This window comes from Microbacterium sp. TS-1 (assembly GCF_000509385.1).
Classification (GTDB): domain Bacteria; phylum Actinomycetota; class Actinomycetes; order Actinomycetales; family Microbacteriaceae; genus Microbacterium; species Microbacterium arborescens.
This window is the reverse complement of record NZ_BASQ01000001.1, coordinates 756755-776908: the sequence shown is the minus strand read 5'-3', so window position 1 is coordinate 776908 and position 20154 is coordinate 756755. Positions and strand designations below refer to the sequence as shown.

Genomic DNA, 20154 nt, shown 5'->3' with positions numbered 1-20154 from the left:
GTGCGGTCACTCCTCGGCGAGGCGGTCGGCGAGGCCGCGGGCCTCACGGCGTGCCGCGAGGAGCCGATCGCGCAGATCGCCGTGAGCGGCTTCGACGGGTCCCGGGTCGCCGTGCGCCGCGACGAGGGCGAGGCCGCCGATCAGGTTCGTCGCCGCGCCGCCGAGTCCGGCCGCAACGGCGTCGGCGGCGACCGCGACATCCGACATGAGGTGGCGATTGCCCACGTCGGCGAGGAGGCGCACCTCCGCCCAGACGCCCAGAGCGATCTCGCCGAGAGCAGCGGACGTCTCGATGGCGCCGGCCGCCGCCTCGACGATGCGCCGGTCGCGGTTGCCGCGGTCGTCACCCGAGACCGGACGGAGCGCGGCGCCGAGGGCACCCGACGCCCGCCCGTCGCGTTCCGCTGCGGCGACGGCCGCGTCGCGAAGGCGGGCGAGCCGCGCGTCGATACCGGCGGCGGCGGGTTCTGCGGAGCTGTAGCGGCTGACCATCTGCGCGAGCGCGGCCGCGACGGCGGTGATGACGCCGCTGGCGGCGCCACCGCCCGGATCGCCCTGATCGCGCGCGAGGGCGTCGAGCAGGTCGCCCAGGGCGACGCGCGAGGTCACCGCCCGCCCCGGAAAGTCGCCGGGTCGTCCTCCGCGACCGCCAGGGCGATCTTACGGACGTGCTCGGGCGCCACGTCGGTCATCTGCCCGAGGTCGTAGAACCCGACCTCGGTCAGCTCGCCGTCGGCGGGATGCGGGTCGCCCGAGACCCATGAGCAGCGGAACACCAGGTCGAGGTAGTCGACCTGGTCGCCGTTGGCATAGACGATGCGGGGGACCTGGTGCACGAGCGCGAGCCGTTCCGCGCGGACGACGACCCCGGCCTCTTCGAGGCATTCACGCACCGCCGCGTCGGCGGGCTCCTCGCCGGGATCGACGATGCCCGACACGGGTTGCCAGCTGCCGTTGTCGGCTCGCTTGCCCAAGAGCACCTTCTCGTCGCGGAACACCACGGCGGTCACCCCTACGAGCGGCAGCGGAGCGGTGCCGATCTTCTCGCGCAGATCGAGGACGAAGTCGGGAGTGGCCATGGGCCCAGCCTAGGACCGGTGTCCGAGCCCGAACGTAGACTCGTCTGGTGGCATCCGACTCCTTTGTTCATCTGCACGTGCACAGCGAGTACTCGATGCTCGACGGTGCAGCCAAGATCGCGGCCATGACCCAGGCGGCGGCCGACTACGGCATGCCGGCGATCGCGGTGACCGACCACGGCAACACGTTCGCCGCCTTCGAGTTCTACCGCGCCGCCCAGGCGGCGGGGGTCAAACCGATCATCGGTCTCGAGGCGTACGTGACTCCGGGAACGCACCGCAGCGACAAGTCGCGCGTGGCCTGGGGGTCGCCCGAGCAGAAGAGCGACGATGTGTCGGGTTCCGGCGCCTACACCCACATGACGATGTGGAGCCAGAGCACCGAGGGCATGCACAACCTCTTCCGGCTGAGCTCGCTGTCGAGCATGGAGGGCTACTACTTCAAGCCGCGCATGGACCGCGAGCTGCTGCAGACCTATGGCAAGGGGCTCATCGCGACGACGGGATGTCCCTCGGGGGAGGTGCAGACCCGGCTCCGTCTCGGCCAGTACGACGCCGCTCGCGCCGCGGCGGCGGAGTTCCAGGACATTTTCGGCAAGGAGAACTACTTCGCCGAGATCATGGACCACGGCCTGTCGATCGAGCGTCGGGTGATGACCGACCTGCTGCGGCTGGCGAAAGACCTCGACATCCCGCTGGTCGCGACCAACGACTCCCACTACACGCATCAGCACGAGGCCGATGCTCACGCCGCGCTGCTCTGCGTGCAGTCCGGATCGACGCTCGACGACCCGAACCGCTTCAAGTTCGACGGCGACGGCTATTACATCAAGACCGCGCAGGAGATGCGGCAGCTCTTCCGCGACCACCCCGAGGCGTGCGACAACACCCTGCTCATCGCCGAGCGTTGCGAGGTCGAGTTCAACACCTCGGCCAACTACATGCCGCGGTTCCCGGTGCCCGACGGCGAGACCGAAGACAGCTGGCTCGTCAAAGAGGTCGAGGCCGGGCTGCACTACCGATACCCCGGCGGCATCCCCGACAAGGTGCGCAAGCAGGCCGAGTACGAGACGGGCATCATCCTGCAGATGGGCTTCCCGGGCTACTTCCTCGTCGTCGCCGACTTCATCAACTGGGCGAAGGACAACGGCATCCGCGTCGGCCCCGGGCGCGGGTCGGGCGCCGGCTCGATGGTGGCGTACGCGATGCGCATCACCGACCTCGATCCGCTCGAGCACGGTCTCATCTTCGAGCGATTCCTCAATCCCGACCGCGTCAGCATGCCCGACTTCGACGTCGACTTCGACGACCGTCGTCGCGGCGAGGTCATCGAGTACGTGACCGAGAAGTACGGCTCCGAGCGTGTCGCGCAGATCGTCACCTACGGCACGATCAAGTCGAAGCAGGCGCTGAAGGATGCCGGGCGCGTGCTCGGTTTCCCCTTCAGCATGGGCGAGAAGCTCACCAAGGCGATGCCGCCGGCCGTGATGGGCAAGGACATGCCGCTCGACGGCATGTTCAACAAGGACCACCCACGGTTCAAGGAGGCCAGCGAGTTCCGCGCCCTGATCGACACCGATCCCGAGGCGAAGACCGTGTTCGACCGCGCTCTCGGGCTCGAAGGCCTGAAGCGGCAGTGGGGCGTGCATGCGGCCGGCGTCATCATGTCGTCGGAACCGCTCCTCGACATCATCCCGATCATGCGTCGCGAGCAGGACGGTCAGATCGTCACGCAGTTCGACTACCCGTCGTGCGAGACGCTCGGTCTGATCAAGATGGACTTCCTGGGGCTGCGTAACCTCACGATCATCTCGGATGCGCTCGACAACATCCGCATGAACCGGGGTGAGGAGCTCGACCTCGAGCATCTCGCCCTCGACGACCGCCCGGCCTACGATCTGCTCACCCGCGGCGACACGCTCGGGGTGTTCCAGCTCGATGGCGGGCCGATGCGATCGCTGCTCCGCCTGATGAAGCCCGACAACTTCGAGGACATCTCGGCTGTCATCGCGCTGTACCGCCCGGGACCCATGGGCGCGAACTCGCACACGAACTACGCGCTGCGGAAGAACGGCCTGCAGCCGATCACGCCGATCCACCCCGAGCTCGAAGAGCCGCTGCGCGACATCCTCGACACGACCTACGGCCTGATCATCTACCAGGAGCAGGTCATGGCGATCGCTCAGAAGGTCGCTGGCTTCTCGCTCGGACAAGCAGACATCCTCCGCCGCGCGATGGGTAAGAAGAAGAAGTCCGAGCTCGACAAGCAGTACGAGGGCTTCTCGGGCGGTATGAAGGAGCGCGGCTTCGGCGAGGGCGCGATCCAGGCGCTCTGGGACATCCTGCTCCCGTTCTCCGACTACGCCTTCAACAAAGCGCACTCGGCCGCCTATGGGCTCGTCTCGTATTGGACGGCCTACCTCAAGGCTCACTATCCCGCCGAGTACATGGCCGCCCTGCTCACGAGCGTCGGCGACTCGAAAGACAAGATGGCGGTGTACCTGAACGAGTGCCGCCGCATGGGCATCAAGGTACTGCCGCCCGACGTCGGCGAGTCGATCCGATACTTCGCCGCCGTCGGTGAAGACATCCGATTCGGCCTGGGCGCGGTCCGCAACGTCGGTGCGAACGTCGTCGACGGCATCATCGCCTCGCGCGCCGACGACAACTACGTCAGCTTCCACGACTTCCTCACGAAGGTCCCGCTCCACGTCGCCAACAAGCGCACCGTCGAGTCCCTCATCAAGGCTGGGGCCTTCGACTCGCTCGGATCGACCCGCCGCGCACTCATGGAGATCCACGAGGATGCGGTCGAAGCGGCGGTCGACGCCAAGCGCAAGGCCGCCACCGGTGCGATCGGATTCGACTTCGACAGCCTGTACGACGAGGCCGAAGAGGTGATGCCGGCCAAGGTGCCCGAACGCCCCGAGTGGACGAAGAAGGACAAACTCGCCTTCGAGCGCGAGATGCTCGGGCTCTACGTGTCCGACCACCCGTTGGCCGGACTCGAGATACCGCTGGCCAAGCACGCGTCGACGTCGATCCACGACCTGCTCGCTTCGGAAGACGTCCAGGACGGCGATCAGGTCACCGTCGCCGGGCTCGTGACGAGCGTGCAGCATCGCGTGGCGAAGCAGAGCGGCAATCCCTACGGCATGATCACCGTCGAGGACTTCGACGGTGAGGTGACCGTGATGTTCATGGGAAAGACCTACACGGAGTTCCAGAGCATGCTGGTGGCCGACTCGATCCTCGTCGTCCGAGGACGGGTGTCGCGTCGCGACGATGGGCTGAACCTCCACGGTCAGTCGGCCTTCTCTCCCGACCTCGGTTCGTTCGATGCCGCGGGGCCGCTCGTGCTGCTGCTTCCGGAGCAGCGGGCGACGGAATCGACGATCGGCGAGCTGGCGGCCGTCCTGCGGCGCCACAGTGGCGAGACCGAGGTCTCGCTCAAGCTTCACAGAGCCGGTACCGCGAAGGTCTTCGAGGTACCGCATCCGGTGCGCGTCACCCCCGATCTCTACGGTGAACTCAAGGGACTTCTGGGACCTCAGTGTCTGGGTTGAGCCGGGTAGGATTCCACCGCAGCGCAACCGCCGCGACGAAGGGAACATCGTGACCGACGAGAAGAACATCCACTCCGACGACGGCCGTCCCGAGGACGCAGCGCCCGGCGCTGCCGAGTCGGCACACGAGACCACGGCCGCCGACGAGGTCGACGGCACGCAGACCGACGCCGCTTCGGACGCGTTCGCGCCCGCACCGGATGCGGTGGTCGTGATCGACGAGTCCGCCGTCGAGCCCGTCGTGATCGACGAGTCCGCCGAGCACGCCGCCGCGGAGCACACCGCCGCGGAGGACGCTCCTGCCGAGCACGCTGCCGCCGACGGCGCAGCGGAGACGCCGGCATCGTCCGAGCACGCCTCCGCCGCGCCCGGACACACCACGGCTGCTCCCGGATCGGACGAGCGCAGCGCGCAGTCCGCCGCGGGCACGTCGGGGGAGGCGCCGCCGCAGTACGGGGTGGGTCCGCTCTCGATCCGCGAGGTCGCCCTCGCCGGCGTCTGGGCCGTCGCGTTCATCTGCTCGTTCTTCCCCGTGTACGGCCGGTTCGGAGCCGGGGTGTCGGTGTGGGGTGCGGGGATCGACTGGATCCTCACGATCGGCGTGCCCACGGTCGCGGTCTTCCTGGTGCTGCTGCGCCGCTTCTCCCCGCAGGGCATCCGCCGTGTCGGCTCTCTCGGCATCGACCAGTTCGCGTCGGTCGCGTTCTCGGTCTCCGCCACCGTGTGGCTCGGGATCATCTGGAGCTCGTTCGCGGGTCTCGCTCAGTCGGGCGTGTTCCTCGCGAGCTGGGTCGTGTGGGTCGAGGTGATCCTGGCTCTGGCGGGTGTCGTGCTCACCGTCGTCGCGCCCCACCTTCCCGTCCTCGGCGACGATTTCGCGCACCGGCCCGAATCGCCTGCGCACCGGGTGGCGCGCGCGACGCGTCCGGTCGTCGCCCGGCCGGCATCCGCCCGGCCCGCCCCGCACACCGGTGCGTCGCACGGCGGATCGGCGTATGCAGCTGGCGCCGGCAACCCCGCGTACACCGGCTACGCCGCTCCGGCCGGCAACGCCGTTGCGGCAGAGGCTCCGGTGTCTTCCGGTGTGTCCGAGTCGGCACCGGCCGACGCCGCGGAGCCGTTCGACACCGGTGCGACGACGGTCATCGAGCCCGTCGCCGCACCCCAGGCGTTCTGGGCGCTCGCCCCGGACGAGCGCGATGTCCTCGACGAGATGGGTTCGCCGCTCTTCCGGATCGGTCCGACGGCGTGGGCCCTCGTCATCGAGGACCGCGGCGAGGTCTTCGTGGTCCGTCACGAGGACGGTCGCGTCGGCTATCTCCACGACACCAGCGATGTCACGCGCGGCTGAGTCCGCCGTGACCGCGCGCTAGCCTGGAACGATGCGCACCATCGATCTTCGCGGCCGTCGTCTGACGCCCGCCGAGTTGCTCGCCGCCGTTCCCCGGGCAGAGGCCGCCCGTGGGCTCGCCCTGGCCACCGCAGCCGAGATCGTCCATGACGTCGCCGCTCGCGGAGAAGCATCGCTCCGTGAGCAGGCGGCACGCTTCGACGGTGTGGAAGGTCACTCCGTGCGGGTTCCCGCCGAGCACCTGGATGAGGCGCTGGCGGCCATCTCGCCGGCGGTCAGGGCTGCGATCGAGGAGTCCATCCGCCGCGTGCGGCTGGCCTCCGCTGCCCAGATCCCGCCGGACCGCGTGACCGAGCTCGGTCCGGGGGCGCGGGTCGAGCAGCGGTGGCGTCCCGTGCGTCGCGTCGGGGTCTACGTCCCCGGGGGCAAGGCGGTCTATCCCTCCAGTGTCGTGATGAACGTCGTCCCCGCGCAGGTCGCGGGCGTGCAGACGGTCGCGCTGGCATCTCCACCGCAGCGCGACCACGACGGACGCATCCACCCCGTGATCCTCGCGGCCGCGCGCCTTCTCGGCATCTCGGAGGTCTACGCGATGGGAGGCGCGGGGGCGATCGGCGCCTTCGCGTACGGCGTCGGCTCGCTCGGGCTCGACCCCGTCGATGTCATCTCGGGACCGGGGAACAACTTCGTAGCGCTCGCGAAACGCGTCGTCGCCGGTGTGGTCGGCACCGACTCGGAGGCGGGTGCCACTGAGATCCTCATCGTCGCCGACGGGGAGGCGGACGCCGACCTCGTAGCCGCTGATCTCGTCAGCCAGGCCGAGCACGACGAGCAGGCTGCCGCCGTCCTGGTCACCGACTCGCCCGGCCTGGCCGAGGCCGTCGCGGAGCGGGTCGCAGCCCGCGCAGCCGCGACCCGCCACGCCGAGCGTGTCGCGATCGCTCTGGAAGGTCCGCAGTCCGCCATCGTCCTCGTCGACGACATCCCGGCCGCAGCGGCGTTCTCGAACGCTTACGCGCCCGAGCACCTCGAGCTGCACCTGCGTGACCCGCGCCCCGATGAGTACGTCAACGCGGGTGCGGTGTTCGTCGGCCCGCACACGCCGGTGAGTCTCGGCGACTACCTGGCCGGCAGCAACCATGTCCTGCCGACCGGGGGACAGGCGCGTTATGCCGCAGGGCTGAGCGCGGCGACCTTCCTACGATCGCAGCAGGTCATCTCCTACGACCGGGAAGCCCTGCGTGCCGTGCACGACGGCATCCTCGCCCTGTCCGACTCCGAGCAGCTTCCCGCGCACGGCGAAGCCGTGTCGGCGCGGTTCGACGCGTAATCTGGGCTCGTCATGCATTGCCCTTTCTGCCGCAATCCCGATTCCCGCGTCATCGACTCCCGCACGAGTGATGACGGTCTCAGCATCCGCCGCCGGCGTCAGTGCCCGAAGTGCGGCGGCCGTTTCTCCACGATCGAGACGGCGAGCCTCAACGTCATCAAGCGGTCGGGCGTCATCGAGCCGTTCAGCCGCGAGAAGGTGATGTCTGGCGTACGCAAGGCCTGCCAGGGCAGGCCGGTGACCGAGGCCGACCTCGCCGTGCTCGCACAGGCGGTCGAAGAGGCCGTGCGTCAGACCGGTTCGTCGCAGATCGACACGAACGAGATCGGCCTCGCGATCCTCGGACCTCTCCGCAACCTCGACGAGATCGCCTACCTGCGGTTCGCGAGCGTCTACCAGGCGTTCGACACCCTCGAGGACTTCGAGGCCGCGATCGAACAGCTGCGCGCCGACCACGTCGCCGCGCGGACATCGGAGGGCTCGACCTCGCTCTAGGCTGGACGGCGATGTATCCGTTCATCTTCCGCACCGTCTTCTCGCGCATGGAGCCCGAGACCGCGCACCACCTCGTGGTGCCGGTCATCCGTCTGCTGGGCATCCCGCCGTTCTCGATCGTGGCCCGGGCGCTCACCCGCCCTGACCCGTCTCTGCGCACCGAAGCCCTCGGTCTCGTGTTCGACTCGCCGTTCGGTGTCGCAGCCGGATTCGACAAGAACGCAGTCATGGTGCGCGGCCTCGGAGCGCTCGGTTTCGGCCACGTCGAAGTCGGCACGGTAACCGCGAAGCCGCAGGACGGCAACCCCCGCCCCCGCCTGTTCCGTCTGATCCAGGACCGCGCGCTCATCAACCGGATGGGCTTCAACAACCGGGGCGCGAGCGCGGCGGCATCCCGTCTGCGGCGTCTTCGACGCGGAAACACTCACGCCGTCGTCGGCGCGAACATCGGCAAGAGCCGCGTCGTCGACGTCGAGAACGCGACCGCCGACTACGTCGAGAGCACACGGCTGGTCGCGCCGGAGGCCGACTACCTCGTGGTCAACGTCTCGTCACCCAACACTCCCGGCCTGCGCGGGCTGCAGGCGGTCGAGACGCTGCGTCCCCTGCTCGAGGCCGTGCGCGACGCGGCGGGAGCGACGCCGCTGCTGGTGAAGATCGCGCCCGACCTGGCCGACGACGAAGTGACCGCCATCGCCGAGATGGCTGTGGATGCCGGCCTGGCCGGTCTCATCGCCACGAACACGACGATCTCGCGCGACGGACTCCTCGCCGACGAGGCGACGATCGAGCGGATCGGCGCCGGCGGGCTCTCGGGTGCGCCGCTGCGTCGCCGCGCTCTCGAGGTCCTGCGTCTGGTGCGTTCGGCGGTGCCGCGGGAGTTCTGCGTCATCGCAGCCGGGGGAGTCGAGACCGCCGCCGACGTGCAGGAACGGCTGGCGGCGGGTGCCGACTTGGTTCAGGGGTACACCGCGTTCATCTACCGCGGCCCGCTGTGGGCGCGGCAGATCAACCGCGGGCTCGTCGAGCTCAGGCGGGGCGCTGACCGCGCTTGACCTGAGGCTTCGGAAGCCGCATGAAGCGCATCTGGATGGAACGCATCGCGCCGTACCAGCCGAGCCCCTTCTCCATCCGCTCGGCACCGAACTTCGCGCGGGCGGCCTTCTTCACCCGGATGCTGGTGATGACCATGTCGCCGATGACGAGCAGGATGAATGCCCACAGCGCGATGAACGCGTAGAAGGTCACGGCGTTCGACCCGAGGAAAGTGACGATGATGACCAGCACCATCGCGCCCATCACGAGCTCTCCGAGGTGCCAGCCCGCATCGATGTAGTCGCGGACGAATCGCCGCTGCGGACCCTTGTCGCGCACCGGGAGGTACCGCTCGTCGCCGTTGGCCATGCCGATCCGCGCCTTGTCGCGGCGCTCGGCGAGCTCGGCACGGGCACGCGCCTTCGCCTCCTTGGTGTCGGGCACCAGCGGGCGCTTGCGAGCCGCCTCCTGGGCGGCGCGGCTGGGAGTGGGACGGTTCTTGCCGGTGCCCGTCGACGCCTGGTCGGCGTCGTCCGGAGCGGGGGCAGCGGGAGTTTTGGCCACGGGGATCCTCGGGTTCTGCGACGAACGTGCCTCTTAAGATTACCCGCATGACCTCCGAATCTCCTCGGTCCGCCGCTGTGCGCGACGCCGCCCTGTCCGCCGTCCCCGCCGCCCTCGCCGATCTCGGCGCCCTCGTGCGGATCCCGTCGGTCGCCTTCCCCGGGTTCGACCGGGCCGAGGTCGAGCGCAGCGCCGAGGCCGTCGCCGAGCTGGCGCGCGGGCTCGGCATCTTCGATCGAGTCGAGGTCGCGACCGCGACGGTGCCCGAGACGGGCGAAGAGGGGATGCCGGCGGTGCTGGCGACCCGAGCCGCTCGGAACGGACGGCCGACGATCCTGCTCTACGCCCACCATGACGTCCAGCCGGTCGGCGACGAGGCCCTGTGGGAGTCCGCTCCCTTCGAGCCCACCGTCCGAGACGGTCGGCTCTACGGGCGCGGTGCCGCCGACGACAAGGCCGGGGTCATGGCGCACATCGGTGCCCTGCGCGCGCTCGTCGAGGCGGCAGGCCAGGACTTCGATCTCGGGGTGAACCTCTTCATCGAGGGCGAAGAGGAGGCCGGCTCGGCATCCTTCGCCGCGTTCCTGTCCCAGAACGCCGACGCGCTGCGCGCTGACGTCATCGTCGTGGCCGACTCGGGCAACTGGGATGCGAAGACGCCCGCGCTCACCGTGTCGCTGCGTGGAAACGCCCGCTTCACCATGACGGTCCGCACACTCGAGCACGCGTCGCACTCGGGCATGTTCGGGGGAGCGGTCCCCGACGCCATGCTGGCGACCGTGAAGCTGCTCGCGACGCTCTGGGACGATGAGGGCGGCGTCGCCGTCGAGGGTCTGACCGCGCGCGACGCGGAGACGCCGGAGTACTCGGAGGAGACGCTCCGTTCCGAGGCCGGTCTCCCGTCCGGGGTCTCGCCGATCGGATCGGGGACGATCCTCTCGCGCATCTGGAACAAGCCCTCCATCACCGTGACGGGCATCGATGCCCCGAGCGTTCGCAACGCGTCGAACACGCTCAGCCCCGAGGTCTCGGTCGTCCTCTCTGCGCGTGTGGCGCCGGGACAGTCCGCTGAGGACGCGTACCGGGCCATCGAGGCGCATCTGCGAGCCCACGCGCCGTTCGGCGCGGAACTGACCTTCCGAGACATCGAGACCGGCAATCCCTTCCTCGTCGACACCACGGGCGAGGCGGTCGCGCACGCGCGGGCAGCTCTCGCGGAGGGGTACGGCGTCGATCCGGTGGACATCGGCGTCGGCGGATCGATCCCTTTCATCGCCGACCTGGTGCGCGAGTTCCCGGCGGCGCAGATCCTCGTCACCGGGGTCGAGGACCCGCACGCGCGTGCGCACAGCCCGAACGAATCGCTCCACCTCGACACCTTCCGGCACGCCCTCGTCTCCGAGGCCCTGCTGCTCGAACGGTTGGATGCCGGTTCGCGCTGACGATCACGACGTCGTCTCGGGCCGACCCGCGGCCGGTGCTCACGCGTAGAATCGTGGCACCGGCCGCATGTCCTGCGGCCCGAGACCTCGGGAGAATCATGACCGACATCGCCACGTCCGACACCGTCCGTGCCCACGGCGTCTCGCTGACCGATGAGGCGGCGCTCAAGGTGAAGAGCCTCCTCTCGCAGGAGAACCGCGACGACCTGCGACTGCGCGTCGCCGTTCAGCCCGGCGGATGCAGCGGACTGATCTACCAGCTCTACTTCGACGAGCGCTTTCTCGACGGTGACAAGGCCGTCGACTTCGACGGGGTCGAGGTCATCGTCGACGACATGTCGGTGCCCTACCTCGACGGAGCCACGATCGACTTCAAGGACACGATCTCGGAGCAGGGCTTCACGATCGACAACCCCAACGCGGCGGGCTCGTGCGCGTGCGGCGACAGCTTCCACTGAGCCCTGCCCGCGACACTCCCCGTCTCCGACATCCTGAATGGATGGCCTGAATAGGGTGAAAGCTTGCCCTAGACTGAAGGTCGAACCATTCGTCCCGGAAAGGTGCACTGTGCGCTTCAAACGCCGCCTCCGCTGGGCCGTGATCCCGCTCGGGATCGTCACGGCAGTCTCCCTCGCAGCTTGTACACCGACGGAGCTGAACGGCTACCTTCCCGGCTTCACCGATGACGGTACGCAGGCGACCAACCGCACCGAGATGGTGTCGGGGCTCTGGGTGAACTCCTGGATCGTCCTCCTCGCCGTCGGTGTTCTGACGTGGGGCCTCATGGCCTTCGCCGCCATCGCGTACCGCCGCCGTCGCGGCCAGACGGGCCTGCCGGTCCAGCTGCGCTACAACATGCCGATCGAGATCTTCTACACGATCGTGCCGCTGATCCTCGTGATCGGCTTCTTCGCCTTCACGGCGCGCGACCAGTCGATCCTCGAGACGCAGTACGACGACCCCGACGTGTCGATCACCGCGATCGGCAAGCAGTGGGCGTGGGACTTCCAGTACAACGGCGAGGATTCCGACAACGCCGACGCCGTCTGGACGATGGGCGTGCAGGCGCAGCCCGACGCCGAGGGCAACGTCGACCAGGCAGCGCTGCCGACGCTCGTGCTGCCGGTGAACAAGGAGGTCAAGATCAACCTCCAGTCGCGCGACGTCATCCACTCGTTCTGGGTCATCGACTTCCTCTACAAGAAGGACATGTACCCGCACCGCGACACCAACTCGTGGTCCTTCGTCCCCACCCGCGAGGGAACGTACGCCGGCAAGTGCGCCGAGCTGTGCGGTGAGTACCACTCGATGATGTTGTTCAACGTCAAGGTCGTCTCCGAGCAGGAGTACGAGGACTACCTCGAGTCGCTGCGCGTCAGCGGCCAGACCGGTGACATCAACAAGGCATACGACCGCCTCCAGAACGCTCCGGGAACGGGCGCGGTCACCGACGACTCCGGCGAGGGAAGCCACTGATGGCCACGACACTTCCGCTCCAGGGCGAACAGCCCGCAGGCCGCCCCACGACCCTGCCGCCGCGCCAGGCGGCACTGCTCAGCGCATCTCGCGTCGAGCAGAAGGGCAACATCATCGTCAAGTGGATCACCTCCACCGACCACAAGACGATCGGGTACATGTACCTCATCGCCTCGGTGATGTTCTTCCTCCTCGGCGGCGTGATGGCGCTCATCATCCGTGCTGAGCTCTTCGAGCCCGGCATGCAGATCGTGCCGACGAAGGAGCAGTACAACCAGCTCTTCACCATGCACGGCACGATCATGCTGCTGATGTTCGCGACGCCGCTGTTCGCCGGCTTCGCCAACGCGATCCTGCCCCTGCAGCTGGGTGCGCCCGACGTCGCCTTCCCGCGTCTGAACGCGTTCGCCTTCTGGCTGTTCCTGTTCGGATCGATCATCGCGATCTCGGGCTTCCTCACCCCGCAGGGTGCCGCCTCGTTCGGATGGTTCGCGTATCAGCCGTTGGCCAACGCGACATTCTCGCCGGGTGCCGGCGGAAACCTCTGGATGCTCGGCCTCGGCATGAGCGGTTTCGGCACCATTCTCGGCGCCGTGAACTTCATCACCACGATCATCACGATGCGTGCGCCCGGCCTCACGATGTGGCGGATGTCGATCTTCTCGTGGAACACGCTGGTCACGAGCATCCTGATCCTGATGGCGTTCCCGGTGCTCGCGGCGGCGATCTTCGCGGCGGCATCCGACCGCGTTCTCGGCTCGCACATCTACGACCCGGCGAACGGCGGAGTGCTGCTCTGGCAGCACCTGTTCTGGTTCTTCGGCCACCCCGAGGTGTACATCATCGCGCTGCCGTTCTTCGGCATCGTCTCGGAGATCCTTCCGGTGTTCAGCCGCAAGCCGATCTTCGGATACAAGACGCTGATCTACGCGACCATCGCGATCGCCGCGCTCTCGGTGGCCGTCTGGGCGCACCACATGTACGTCACGGGCGCAGTGCTCCTGCCCTTCTTCGCGTTGATGACGATGCTCATCGCGGTTCCGACGGGTGTGAAGATCTTCAACTGGATCGGCACGATGTGGCGGGGTTCCGTCACGTTCGAGACGCCCATGGTCTTCACCCTCGGCTTCCTCGTGTCGTTCGTCTTCGGTGGTCTCACCGGTGTGATCCTCGCGTCGCCGCCGCTCGACTTCCACCTGTCCGACTCGTACTTCGTGGTTGCTCACTTCCACTACGTCGTGTTCGGCACGGTCGTGTTCGCGATGTTCGCGGGCTTCTACTTCTGGTGGCCGAAGTGGACCGGACGGATGCTCAACGAGCGCCTCGGCATGGTGCACTTCTGGATGCTGTTCATCGGCTTCCACATGACCTTCCTCATCCAGCACTGGCTGGGCGTCGACGGCATGGTGCGTCGCTACGCCGACTACTCGGCTGCGGACGGCTGGACCTGGCAGAACCAGGTCTCGACAATCGGTGCGATCATCCTGGGCGCGTCTATGATCCCGTTCTTCCTGAACGTCTGGATCACTTCGCGCACGGCTCCCAAGGTCACGGTCAACGACCCGTGGGGCTACGGCGCGTCGCTCGAGTGGGCGACGAGCTGCCCGCCGCCGCGGCACAACTTCACGTCGATCCCGCGCATCCGCAGCGAGCGTCCGGCGTTCGACCTGAACCACCCCGAGGCCGCCATCCCGGTCGGCGTGGGTCCCGCGAAGGACGCGCCCGATGCACCGGTTGTGGATGTCGCTGATGGAGAGGTGAAGTAAGCCGTGAAGACCAACATCAACCTGTGGTGGGTGCTCACGTGGTTCTTCTTCGCGGTGTTCATCACGTACACCGTGTGGAACCTCGTCGCCCACACCGATCAGGGTGTCTGGTGGCACCGTATCGAGTGGGTCGGCTCGACCGCCCTCCTGTTCACCGGCTTCATGGGCGCGATGATCGCGTTCTACGTCTCGCGCGTGCACAAGGCTCAGGGCGGCGTGCTGCCCGAGGACTCGCTCACCGCTGATATCGACGACGGCGACCCCGAGGTCGGCGAGTTCAGCCCGTGGTCTTGGTGGCCGCTCGTGCTGGCGTTCGCGGCGTCGGTGTTCATCATCGGACTCGCGGTCGGCCAGTTCCTTCTGCCGATCGGATTCGCGATCTTCATCGTCGCCATCGTCGGATGGGTGTACGAGTACTACCGCGGTTACTTCGCGCGCTGACCCCGAGCGTCTACGACGGCCATCGCACTCCGGTGCGGTGGCCGTCGTCGTTGACGCCGTCGCGGCGGCATCCTTCGTGCGCCCCCTGCGCCCGCCCGTGGGTCGCGCTGTCATGTGCACCCGCCCCTTGAGGCCTCCGTAGCGTCGGCCGAGGACTGTGCGTGCTCCTGACGGCTGGGCACATCAATGCCTTTCGGGGCACGCGAGGCGGTTGAGGCACTGGCGGTGCGCCAGGCAGGCGTTCCGCGCGCCTTGTCCGTCGACCCGCGTGTCCGGGCGAACCGTGCAATTGACGTCTGGTGCTCATCATTGGGCCGGGATGCAAGGTCTCTGCAGCAACACGCCGCCTCTGAGCTCCGGGGCTCGGCGCGTGGCCGCTGATCTCTTGCATTGCGGCCCCGCATCACGAGCGGGCGGGCTGCGCCTGGTACGAACCTCTCGCTCCAGGTTCTGCGGGCCGGAGCGCCGGGATGCAATGGAATACGACAGACACCCCACGTCGGGCACAGTCAGAGCGGGGTGTCTGTTCCGATCCATTGCATCGCGGTACACGCAGCTGCGGCGGCGGACCAGCAGGCCCCCAGCGCGGAGGTCGGCAGGTGCCGCAAGGAAGCCTTAGGAGCGTACGACGGCGACCAGGGGGTCGTAGGTGCGGGTGAGGGGACCGTGAGCGTTTTCCACCGGGTAGCCCTCGCGCGCCCAGTACTCGAACCCGCCGATCATCTCCCGGACGCGGTAGCCGAGCTTGGCGAACTCGATGGCGGCGCGGGTTCCGCCGTTGCATCCGGGACTCCAGCAGTAGACGACGACGTCGACGTCTCGATCGAGCTCGGCGGCCGCGCGCGCGGTGATCTCCTGGTGGGGGAGGTGTATGGCGCCGACCGCGTGGCCTTGAGCCCACGCCTCATCGCTACGGACGTCGACGAGAACGAAGCGGTCGCCCCCTCGCTGCGCTGCGTACACGTCGGAGGCATCCGTCTCATGCTCGAGTTTGGCGGTGAAATAGGAGAGCGCGTCTGTCATGGTGATCACGCTACGCAGACAGAACAACGGCGGGGTGCGACCGATCGGTCACACCCCGCCGTAATCCGGACAGGTCCGTTGTCAGCTCTTCTTGGGCGACTCTCCGCCCTCGGCATCCTCGTCGGGGACGATGATGTTCGAGGGGCGGTTGGCCGTCTCTACACCCTTGCCTTCGTCGATCGGCTGGTGCGGAGCGTTCGGCACGCCGGCGCGCTCGTGGGCGCCCTGGATCTCGGCGTCCTCTTCCTCAGCGATGTGCTCGAGGTCGTGGTGGGCGTGTGCCCGGGCAGCCTCGATCTCGGCCTGCGTGAGCGGTGCGAGGCGGTCCTCGAAGAACCAGCGTGAGAGCCCGGCCCGCAGGTTCTCGTGCCACGGGATCTGGCCCTTGTCGTTCGGACGCACAACCAGGGGAGCGTTCGTGGTGTAGTCGACCAGCTTGACGAGCTCGTACTCGTCGACAGGCTGGTGCACCTCGATGTACTCGCCACCGGGCAGGCGCACGATGCGACCCGACTCGTAACCGTGCAGCGCGATCTCGCGGTCCTTCTTCTGGAGCGCGATGCAGATGCGCTTCGTGACGAAGTACGCGATGACCGGCCCGAGGATCAGAAGCGCCTGCAGCGTGTGGATCACGCCCTCCATCGTCAGATGGAAGTGGGTCGCGATGATGTCGGACGAAGCAGCAGCCCACAGCACGGCGTAGAAGGTCACACCGGCGGCACCGATCGCGGTGCGCGTGGCCGCGTTGCGAGGACGCTCCGCGATGTGGTGCTCACGCTTGTCGCCGGTGACCCACGCCTCGATGAAGGGGTAGAGCATGACGATGACGATGAACAGACCGAGTCCGACCAGCGGAACCAGGATGTTGAACGACCAGGTGCGGTCGAACAGGACAAACTCCCAGTGCGGCGGGACGAGGCGCAGCGCGCCGTCGGCGAAGCCGATGTACCAGTCGGGCTGCGTACCAGCCGACACGGGGGAGGGGTCGTACGGGCCGTAGTTCCAGATCGGGTTGATCGTGAACAGCGCGGCGATGAGCACGAGGACGCCGAAGGTGATGAAGAAGAAGCCACCCATCTTCGACATGTAGACCGGCATCATCGGGTAGCCCACGACGTTGTTGTTCGTCCGGGCGGGCCCGGCGAACTGCGTGTGCTTGTTCACGATCATGAGCATGAGGTGCAGGGCGAGGAGCGCGACCAGGATCGCCGGCAGCAGCAGGATGTGCAGCGCGTACAGGCGCCCGACGATCTCGGTGCCCGGGAACTCTCCGCCGAACAGCAGGAACGACGTCCAGGTGCCGATCAGCGGGATGCCCTTGATCATGCCGTCGATGATGCGCAGACCGTTGCCCGACAGAACGTCGTCGGGGAGCGAGTAGCCGGTGAAGCCCTCCGCCATCGCGAGGATGAAGAGGATGAAGCCGATCACCCAGTTGAGCTCGCGCGGCTTGCGGAACGCGCCGGTGAAGAACACGCGCAGCATGTGCACGCCGATTCCGGCGACGAACACGAGCGCGGCCCAGTGGTGGAGCTGGCGCACGAGCAGGCCGCCGCGGATGTCGAACGAGATCTCGAGGGTCGACGCCATGGCGGCCGACATCTCGAGGCCGCGCATCGGCGCGTAGGCGCCGTAGTAGTGCGTCTCAGCCATCGACGCCTCGAAGAAGAACGTCAGGAACGTTCCCGAGAGCAGGACGACGACGAACGACCACAGCGCGATCTCGCCGAGCATGAACGACCAGTGGTCGGGGAAGATCTTCCGGCCCAGCTCCTTGACGAGGCCCGAGATGCTCGTGCGCTCGTCGAGGTAGTTCGCGACGCCGCCGACGAACTTGCCGCCGAGCGGCTTGTCCGAGGGACGCGCAGGGCCGTCAGCGTGAACCGCGGGCGCGGTCGTGACGTTCTCCGTGGGGTGGGTGGAGGTGCTCAATGACGCTCCCAGAAGCTCGGGCCGACGGGTTCGGTGAAGTCGCTGCGTGCGATCAGGTAGCCCTCGTCGTCGACGGTGATCGGGAGCTGGGGCAGCGGACGTGCTGCGGGGCCGAAGATGACGGCGGCCGCGTTGGTGACGTCGAACTGCGACTGGTGGCACGGGCACAGCAGGTGGTGGGTCTGCTGCTCGTAGAGGGCGACGGGGCATCCGACGTGCGTGCACACCTTGGAGTACGCGACGATGCCGTCGTACGACCAGTCCTTGCGGTCATCCGCCTCGTTCAGCTGCTCGGGGAGCAGACGCATGAGGAGGACGATGGCCTTGGCCTTCTCCTCGAGGTAGCCGTCGTGGTGCGCGAGCGTCGCGAGGGACTCGGGGATGACGTGCACGGCGGAGCCGAGCGTGAGGTCGGCGGCACGGATGGGCTTGCCGGTCGGGTCGTGCGCCAGGCGCATGCCCTCTTCCCACATCGTGTGCTTGAGCAGGTGCACCGGGTCACCCGCGTGCGGGTGCTCGGGCGAGCTGTGCGGCGCGAGGCCGCGGAACAGCGTGATGCCGGGCAGGACGGATGCCGCGAGTGCGACGAAGAGCGAGTTGCGCACCATCGTGCGGCGGCCGAAGCCGGACTCGTTGTTCGCGTCGGCGAACACCTGCACTGCTGCGGCACGGGTCTTCTCACTGCCGCGCGTCGAGTGACGCTCCTCGATGAACTCGGTGTCGTTCATCACGGCCTTCGACCAGTGGATCGCGCCGATACCGATGGCGAGGAGAGCCGTGGCGATGCCGAGACCGATGAACAGGTTGTTCCGGCGGATGTCGCTGATCAGCCCGCTCTCGATCGGGAAGAGCAGGTACGCCGCGATGGCCCAGATGCTCGCCGCGGCGGACAGGTAGAAGAGGGTGTACACGGTGCGGACCGCGCGCGTCATGGCCGCGGGGTCCTTGTCGGTCATGCGCTTGCGGTGAGGTGCGAGCCCGGGGTTGTGCACCGGGTCGGACACCGCTACGGCGAGCCCCGATGAGGGCACCGGGGAAGCAGGAACCTGCTCGGGCGCCTTCTCGTCAGCCATTTTGCTCCTTGTGCGTTGCTTCGATCGTCACGGTTCTCAGTTCGACTTCGCGGTGATCCACACCGAGATAGCGACGAGCGAGCCGATGCCGAAGATCCAGATGAACAGACCCTCCGAGACGGGGCCGAGCGAACCGAGCGAGAATCCGCCGGGCGAGTTCTCGGTCGGGCGCATCATCAGGTAGCTGATGATGTCGCGCTTCTCCTCGGTGGTGAGGGTCATGTCGTTGAAGACGGGCATGTTCTGCGGGCCCGTGACCATGGCGGCGTACATGTGCAGCGGCGAGGTGGTCGTCAGCGGCGGGGCGTACTTGCCCTCCGTGAGCGCGCCGCCGGCGCCGGCGACGTTGTGGCACATCGCGCAGTTGATGCGGAAGAGCTCGGCACCGTGCGAGACGTCGCCTTCGCCGTCGAGCACCTCGGACTCGGGGTAGGTCGGGCCGGGGGCCTCGGACTGCACCCAGGCGGCCATCGCCTCGATCTGCTCCTGCGTGAACTGCACGGGCTTCTGCGGAGCCTGGGGGCCCTGCATCTGAAGCGGCATGCGGCCGGTGGCGACCTGGAACTCGACCGACAGCTCGCCCACGCCGTAGAGCGAGGGGCCGTCGTTCGTGCCCTGCAGGTCGAGGCCGTGGCAGGTGGCGCAGTTGGCCTGGAACAGCTTCTTGCCGTCCTCGACCGTGAGCGTGGATGTCGTCTGCGTCGTGTCTCCCGCGGCCATCGCGGCGGTGGCGCCGGCGTAGCCTCCGCCGGTGACGAGCAGTCCGATGCCGATCAGTGCGGCGGCAGCCCACTTGCTGCGACGTCCGCCGTTGCGGCGCGGGTTCTTGGATGCCATGGGTGAATCAGCTCCGGGTTACTTCAGGAAGTAGATGACGGCGAACAGGACGAGCCACACCACGTCGACGAAGTGCCAGTAGTACGACACGACGATGGCGGACGTCATCTCTTTCCGGCCGAAGTTCTTGACGGCGAAGGCGCGCCCGATGACGAGGAGGAACGCCACGAGACCACCGGTGACGTGGAGGGCGTGGAAGCCGGTGGTGATGTAGAAGGCTGACGCGTAGGAGTCGGCCTGGATGGGCATGCCCTCCGCGACGAGGGTGGCGTACTCCCACACCTGGCCGGAGACGAAGATCGCGCCCATGAGGAAGGTCAGGAAGAACCACTCCACCATTCCCCACTTGCGGAGGTTCCAGATGGAGCCCGAGCGGTAGGGGCGGAAGTGTTCGGCGTTGTGGACACCGATCTGCGCCGTCACCGACGACAACACGAGGATGAGGGTGTTGACCGCGGCGAACGGGATGTTCAGCAGTTCGGTGCGGTCGGCCCACAGCTCGGGAGAGGTGTTGCGCAGAGTGAAGTAGATCGCGAAGAGGCCCGCGAAGAACATCACCTCGCTGCCGAGCCACACGATGGTGCCCACAGCGACCGGGTCCGGCCGCTTGACCGAGCGCAGGGCCTGGGAATACGTCGCTGGAGTGGTCGTCACGGCATCCATTATGGCCGATCTGCAGGGTGGTTTCTGCATCGCTGAAGGTCTGATCGGATCGCGTCGCGGTTAGGGGTACCTAAGAATGAG

Annotated in this window: 18 protein-coding genes; 10 read left to right on the top strand and 8 right to left on the bottom strand. The window is 67.7% G+C overall.

Features of this window, described 5'->3' with window-relative positions:
* Positions 1-6: 6 nt before the first annotated feature.
* Complete coding sequence (locus MTS1_RS03665) at positions 7-609, bottom strand: cyclodeaminase/cyclohydrolase family protein (RefSeq protein ID WP_023951536.1); 603 nt, start codon at positions 607-609, stop codon at positions 7-9.
* Positions 606-1079: an NUDIX domain-containing protein gene (locus tag MTS1_RS03660; RefSeq protein ID WP_023951534.1), complete on the bottom strand. Its 474-nt coding sequence runs from the start codon at positions 1077-1079 to the stop codon at positions 606-608. The genes MTS1_RS03665 and MTS1_RS03660 overlap by 4 nt, the downstream gene beginning before the upstream one ends.
* 47 nt (positions 1080-1126) lie before the next feature.
* On the opposite strand from MTS1_RS03660, the gene dnaE reads away from it, so the two are divergent.
* From dnaE to MTS1_RS03635, 5 genes are read left to right on the top strand one after another with little or no spacing between them, the layout of a single operon-like run.
* A complete protein-coding gene (gene dnaE, locus MTS1_RS03655; protein ID WP_023951532.1) occupies positions 1127-4645 on the top strand; it encodes a DNA polymerase III subunit alpha in 3519 nt (1172 codons plus the stop codon).
* A 49-nt stretch (positions 4646-4694) separates the two neighbouring features.
* The gene (locus MTS1_RS03650; RefSeq protein ID WP_023951530.1) at positions 4695-5996 is read left to right on the top strand and encodes a hypothetical protein; all 1302 of its coding nucleotides are present in this window, start codon (positions 4695-4697) and stop codon (positions 5994-5996) included.
* A 31-nt stretch (positions 5997-6027) separates the two neighbouring features.
* Complete coding sequence (gene hisD / locus MTS1_RS03645; RefSeq protein ID WP_023951528.1) at positions 6028-7326, top strand: histidinol dehydrogenase; 1299 nt, start codon at positions 6028-6030, stop codon at positions 7324-7326.
* Positions 7327-7338: 12 nt separating this feature from the next.
* Positions 7339-7821 carry a transcriptional regulator NrdR gene (gene nrdR, locus MTS1_RS03640; RefSeq protein WP_023951526.1) on the top strand — a complete coding sequence of 161 codons (483 nt, stop codon included), beginning with the start codon at positions 7339-7341 and terminating at the stop codon, positions 7819-7821.
* Between the two features lie 11 nt (positions 7822-7832).
* A complete protein-coding gene (locus MTS1_RS03635; protein WP_023951524.1) occupies positions 7833-8876 on the top strand; it encodes a quinone-dependent dihydroorotate dehydrogenase in 1044 nt (347 codons plus the stop codon).
* Here MTS1_RS03635 and MTS1_RS03630 read toward each other — a convergent pair.
* On the bottom strand, positions 8851-9420 hold the full coding sequence (locus MTS1_RS03630) for a DUF3043 domain-containing protein (RefSeq protein ID WP_023951522.1): 570 nt from the start codon (positions 9418-9420) through the stop codon (positions 8851-8853). The genes MTS1_RS03635 and MTS1_RS03630 overlap by 26 nt on opposite strands.
* Positions 9421-9467: 47 nt before the next feature.
* Between MTS1_RS03630 and MTS1_RS03625 the strand changes: the two genes are divergently transcribed.
* From MTS1_RS03625 to MTS1_RS03605, 5 genes are all read left to right on the top strand, one after another.
* Positions 9468-10862: a dipeptidase gene (locus MTS1_RS03625; protein ID WP_023951520.1), complete on the top strand. Its 1395-nt coding sequence runs from the start codon at positions 9468-9470 to the stop codon at positions 10860-10862.
* A gap of 98 nt (positions 10863-10960) precedes the next feature.
* The gene (erpA, locus tag MTS1_RS03620) at positions 10961-11320 is read left to right on the top strand and encodes an iron-sulfur cluster insertion protein ErpA (protein ID WP_023951519.1); all 360 of its coding nucleotides are present in this window, start codon (positions 10961-10963) and stop codon (positions 11318-11320) included.
* 109 nt (positions 11321-11429) lie between these two features.
* A complete protein-coding gene (gene coxB / locus MTS1_RS03615; protein WP_023951517.1) occupies positions 11430-12338 on the top strand; it encodes a cytochrome c oxidase subunit II in 909 nt (302 codons plus the stop codon).
* Entirely contained in the window at positions 12338-14104 is a 1767-nt protein-coding gene (gene ctaD / locus MTS1_RS03610; RefSeq protein WP_023951516.1) for a cytochrome c oxidase subunit I, read from the top strand. The genes coxB and ctaD overlap by 1 nt, the downstream gene beginning before the upstream one ends.
* 3 nt (positions 14105-14107) lie before the next feature.
* A complete protein-coding gene (locus MTS1_RS03605) occupies positions 14108-14545 on the top strand; it encodes a cytochrome c oxidase subunit 4 (protein WP_023951514.1) in 438 nt (145 codons plus the stop codon).
* A gap of 615 nt (positions 14546-15160) precedes the next feature.
* Here MTS1_RS03605 and MTS1_RS03600 read toward each other — a convergent pair.
* The 5 genes from MTS1_RS03600 to MTS1_RS03580 form a co-directional block, all read right to left on the bottom strand.
* A complete protein-coding gene (locus MTS1_RS03600; RefSeq protein WP_023951512.1) occupies positions 15161-15568 on the bottom strand; it encodes a rhodanese-like domain-containing protein in 408 nt (135 codons plus the stop codon).
* 81 nt (positions 15569-15649) lie between these two features.
* Positions 15650-17500, bottom strand: coding sequence for a ubiquinol-cytochrome c reductase cytochrome b subunit (locus tag MTS1_RS03595; protein ID WP_023951510.1), 1851 nt, complete (start codon positions 17498-17500; stop codon positions 15650-15652).
* On the bottom strand, positions 17497-18573 hold the full coding sequence (locus MTS1_RS03590) for a ubiquinol-cytochrome c reductase iron-sulfur subunit (protein WP_023951508.1): 1077 nt from the start codon (positions 18571-18573) through the stop codon (positions 17497-17499). The genes MTS1_RS03595 and MTS1_RS03590 overlap by 4 nt, the downstream gene beginning before the upstream one ends.
* Positions 18574-18609: 36 nt before the next feature.
* Positions 18610-19410, bottom strand: coding sequence for a c-type cytochrome (locus tag MTS1_RS03585; protein ID WP_023951507.1), 801 nt, complete (start codon positions 19408-19410; stop codon positions 18610-18612).
* Positions 19411-19428: 18 nt separating this feature from the next.
* A complete protein-coding gene (locus MTS1_RS03580; RefSeq protein ID WP_023951505.1) occupies positions 19429-20073 on the bottom strand; it encodes a heme-copper oxidase subunit III in 645 nt (214 codons plus the stop codon).
* Positions 20074-20154: the final 81 nt, after the last annotated feature.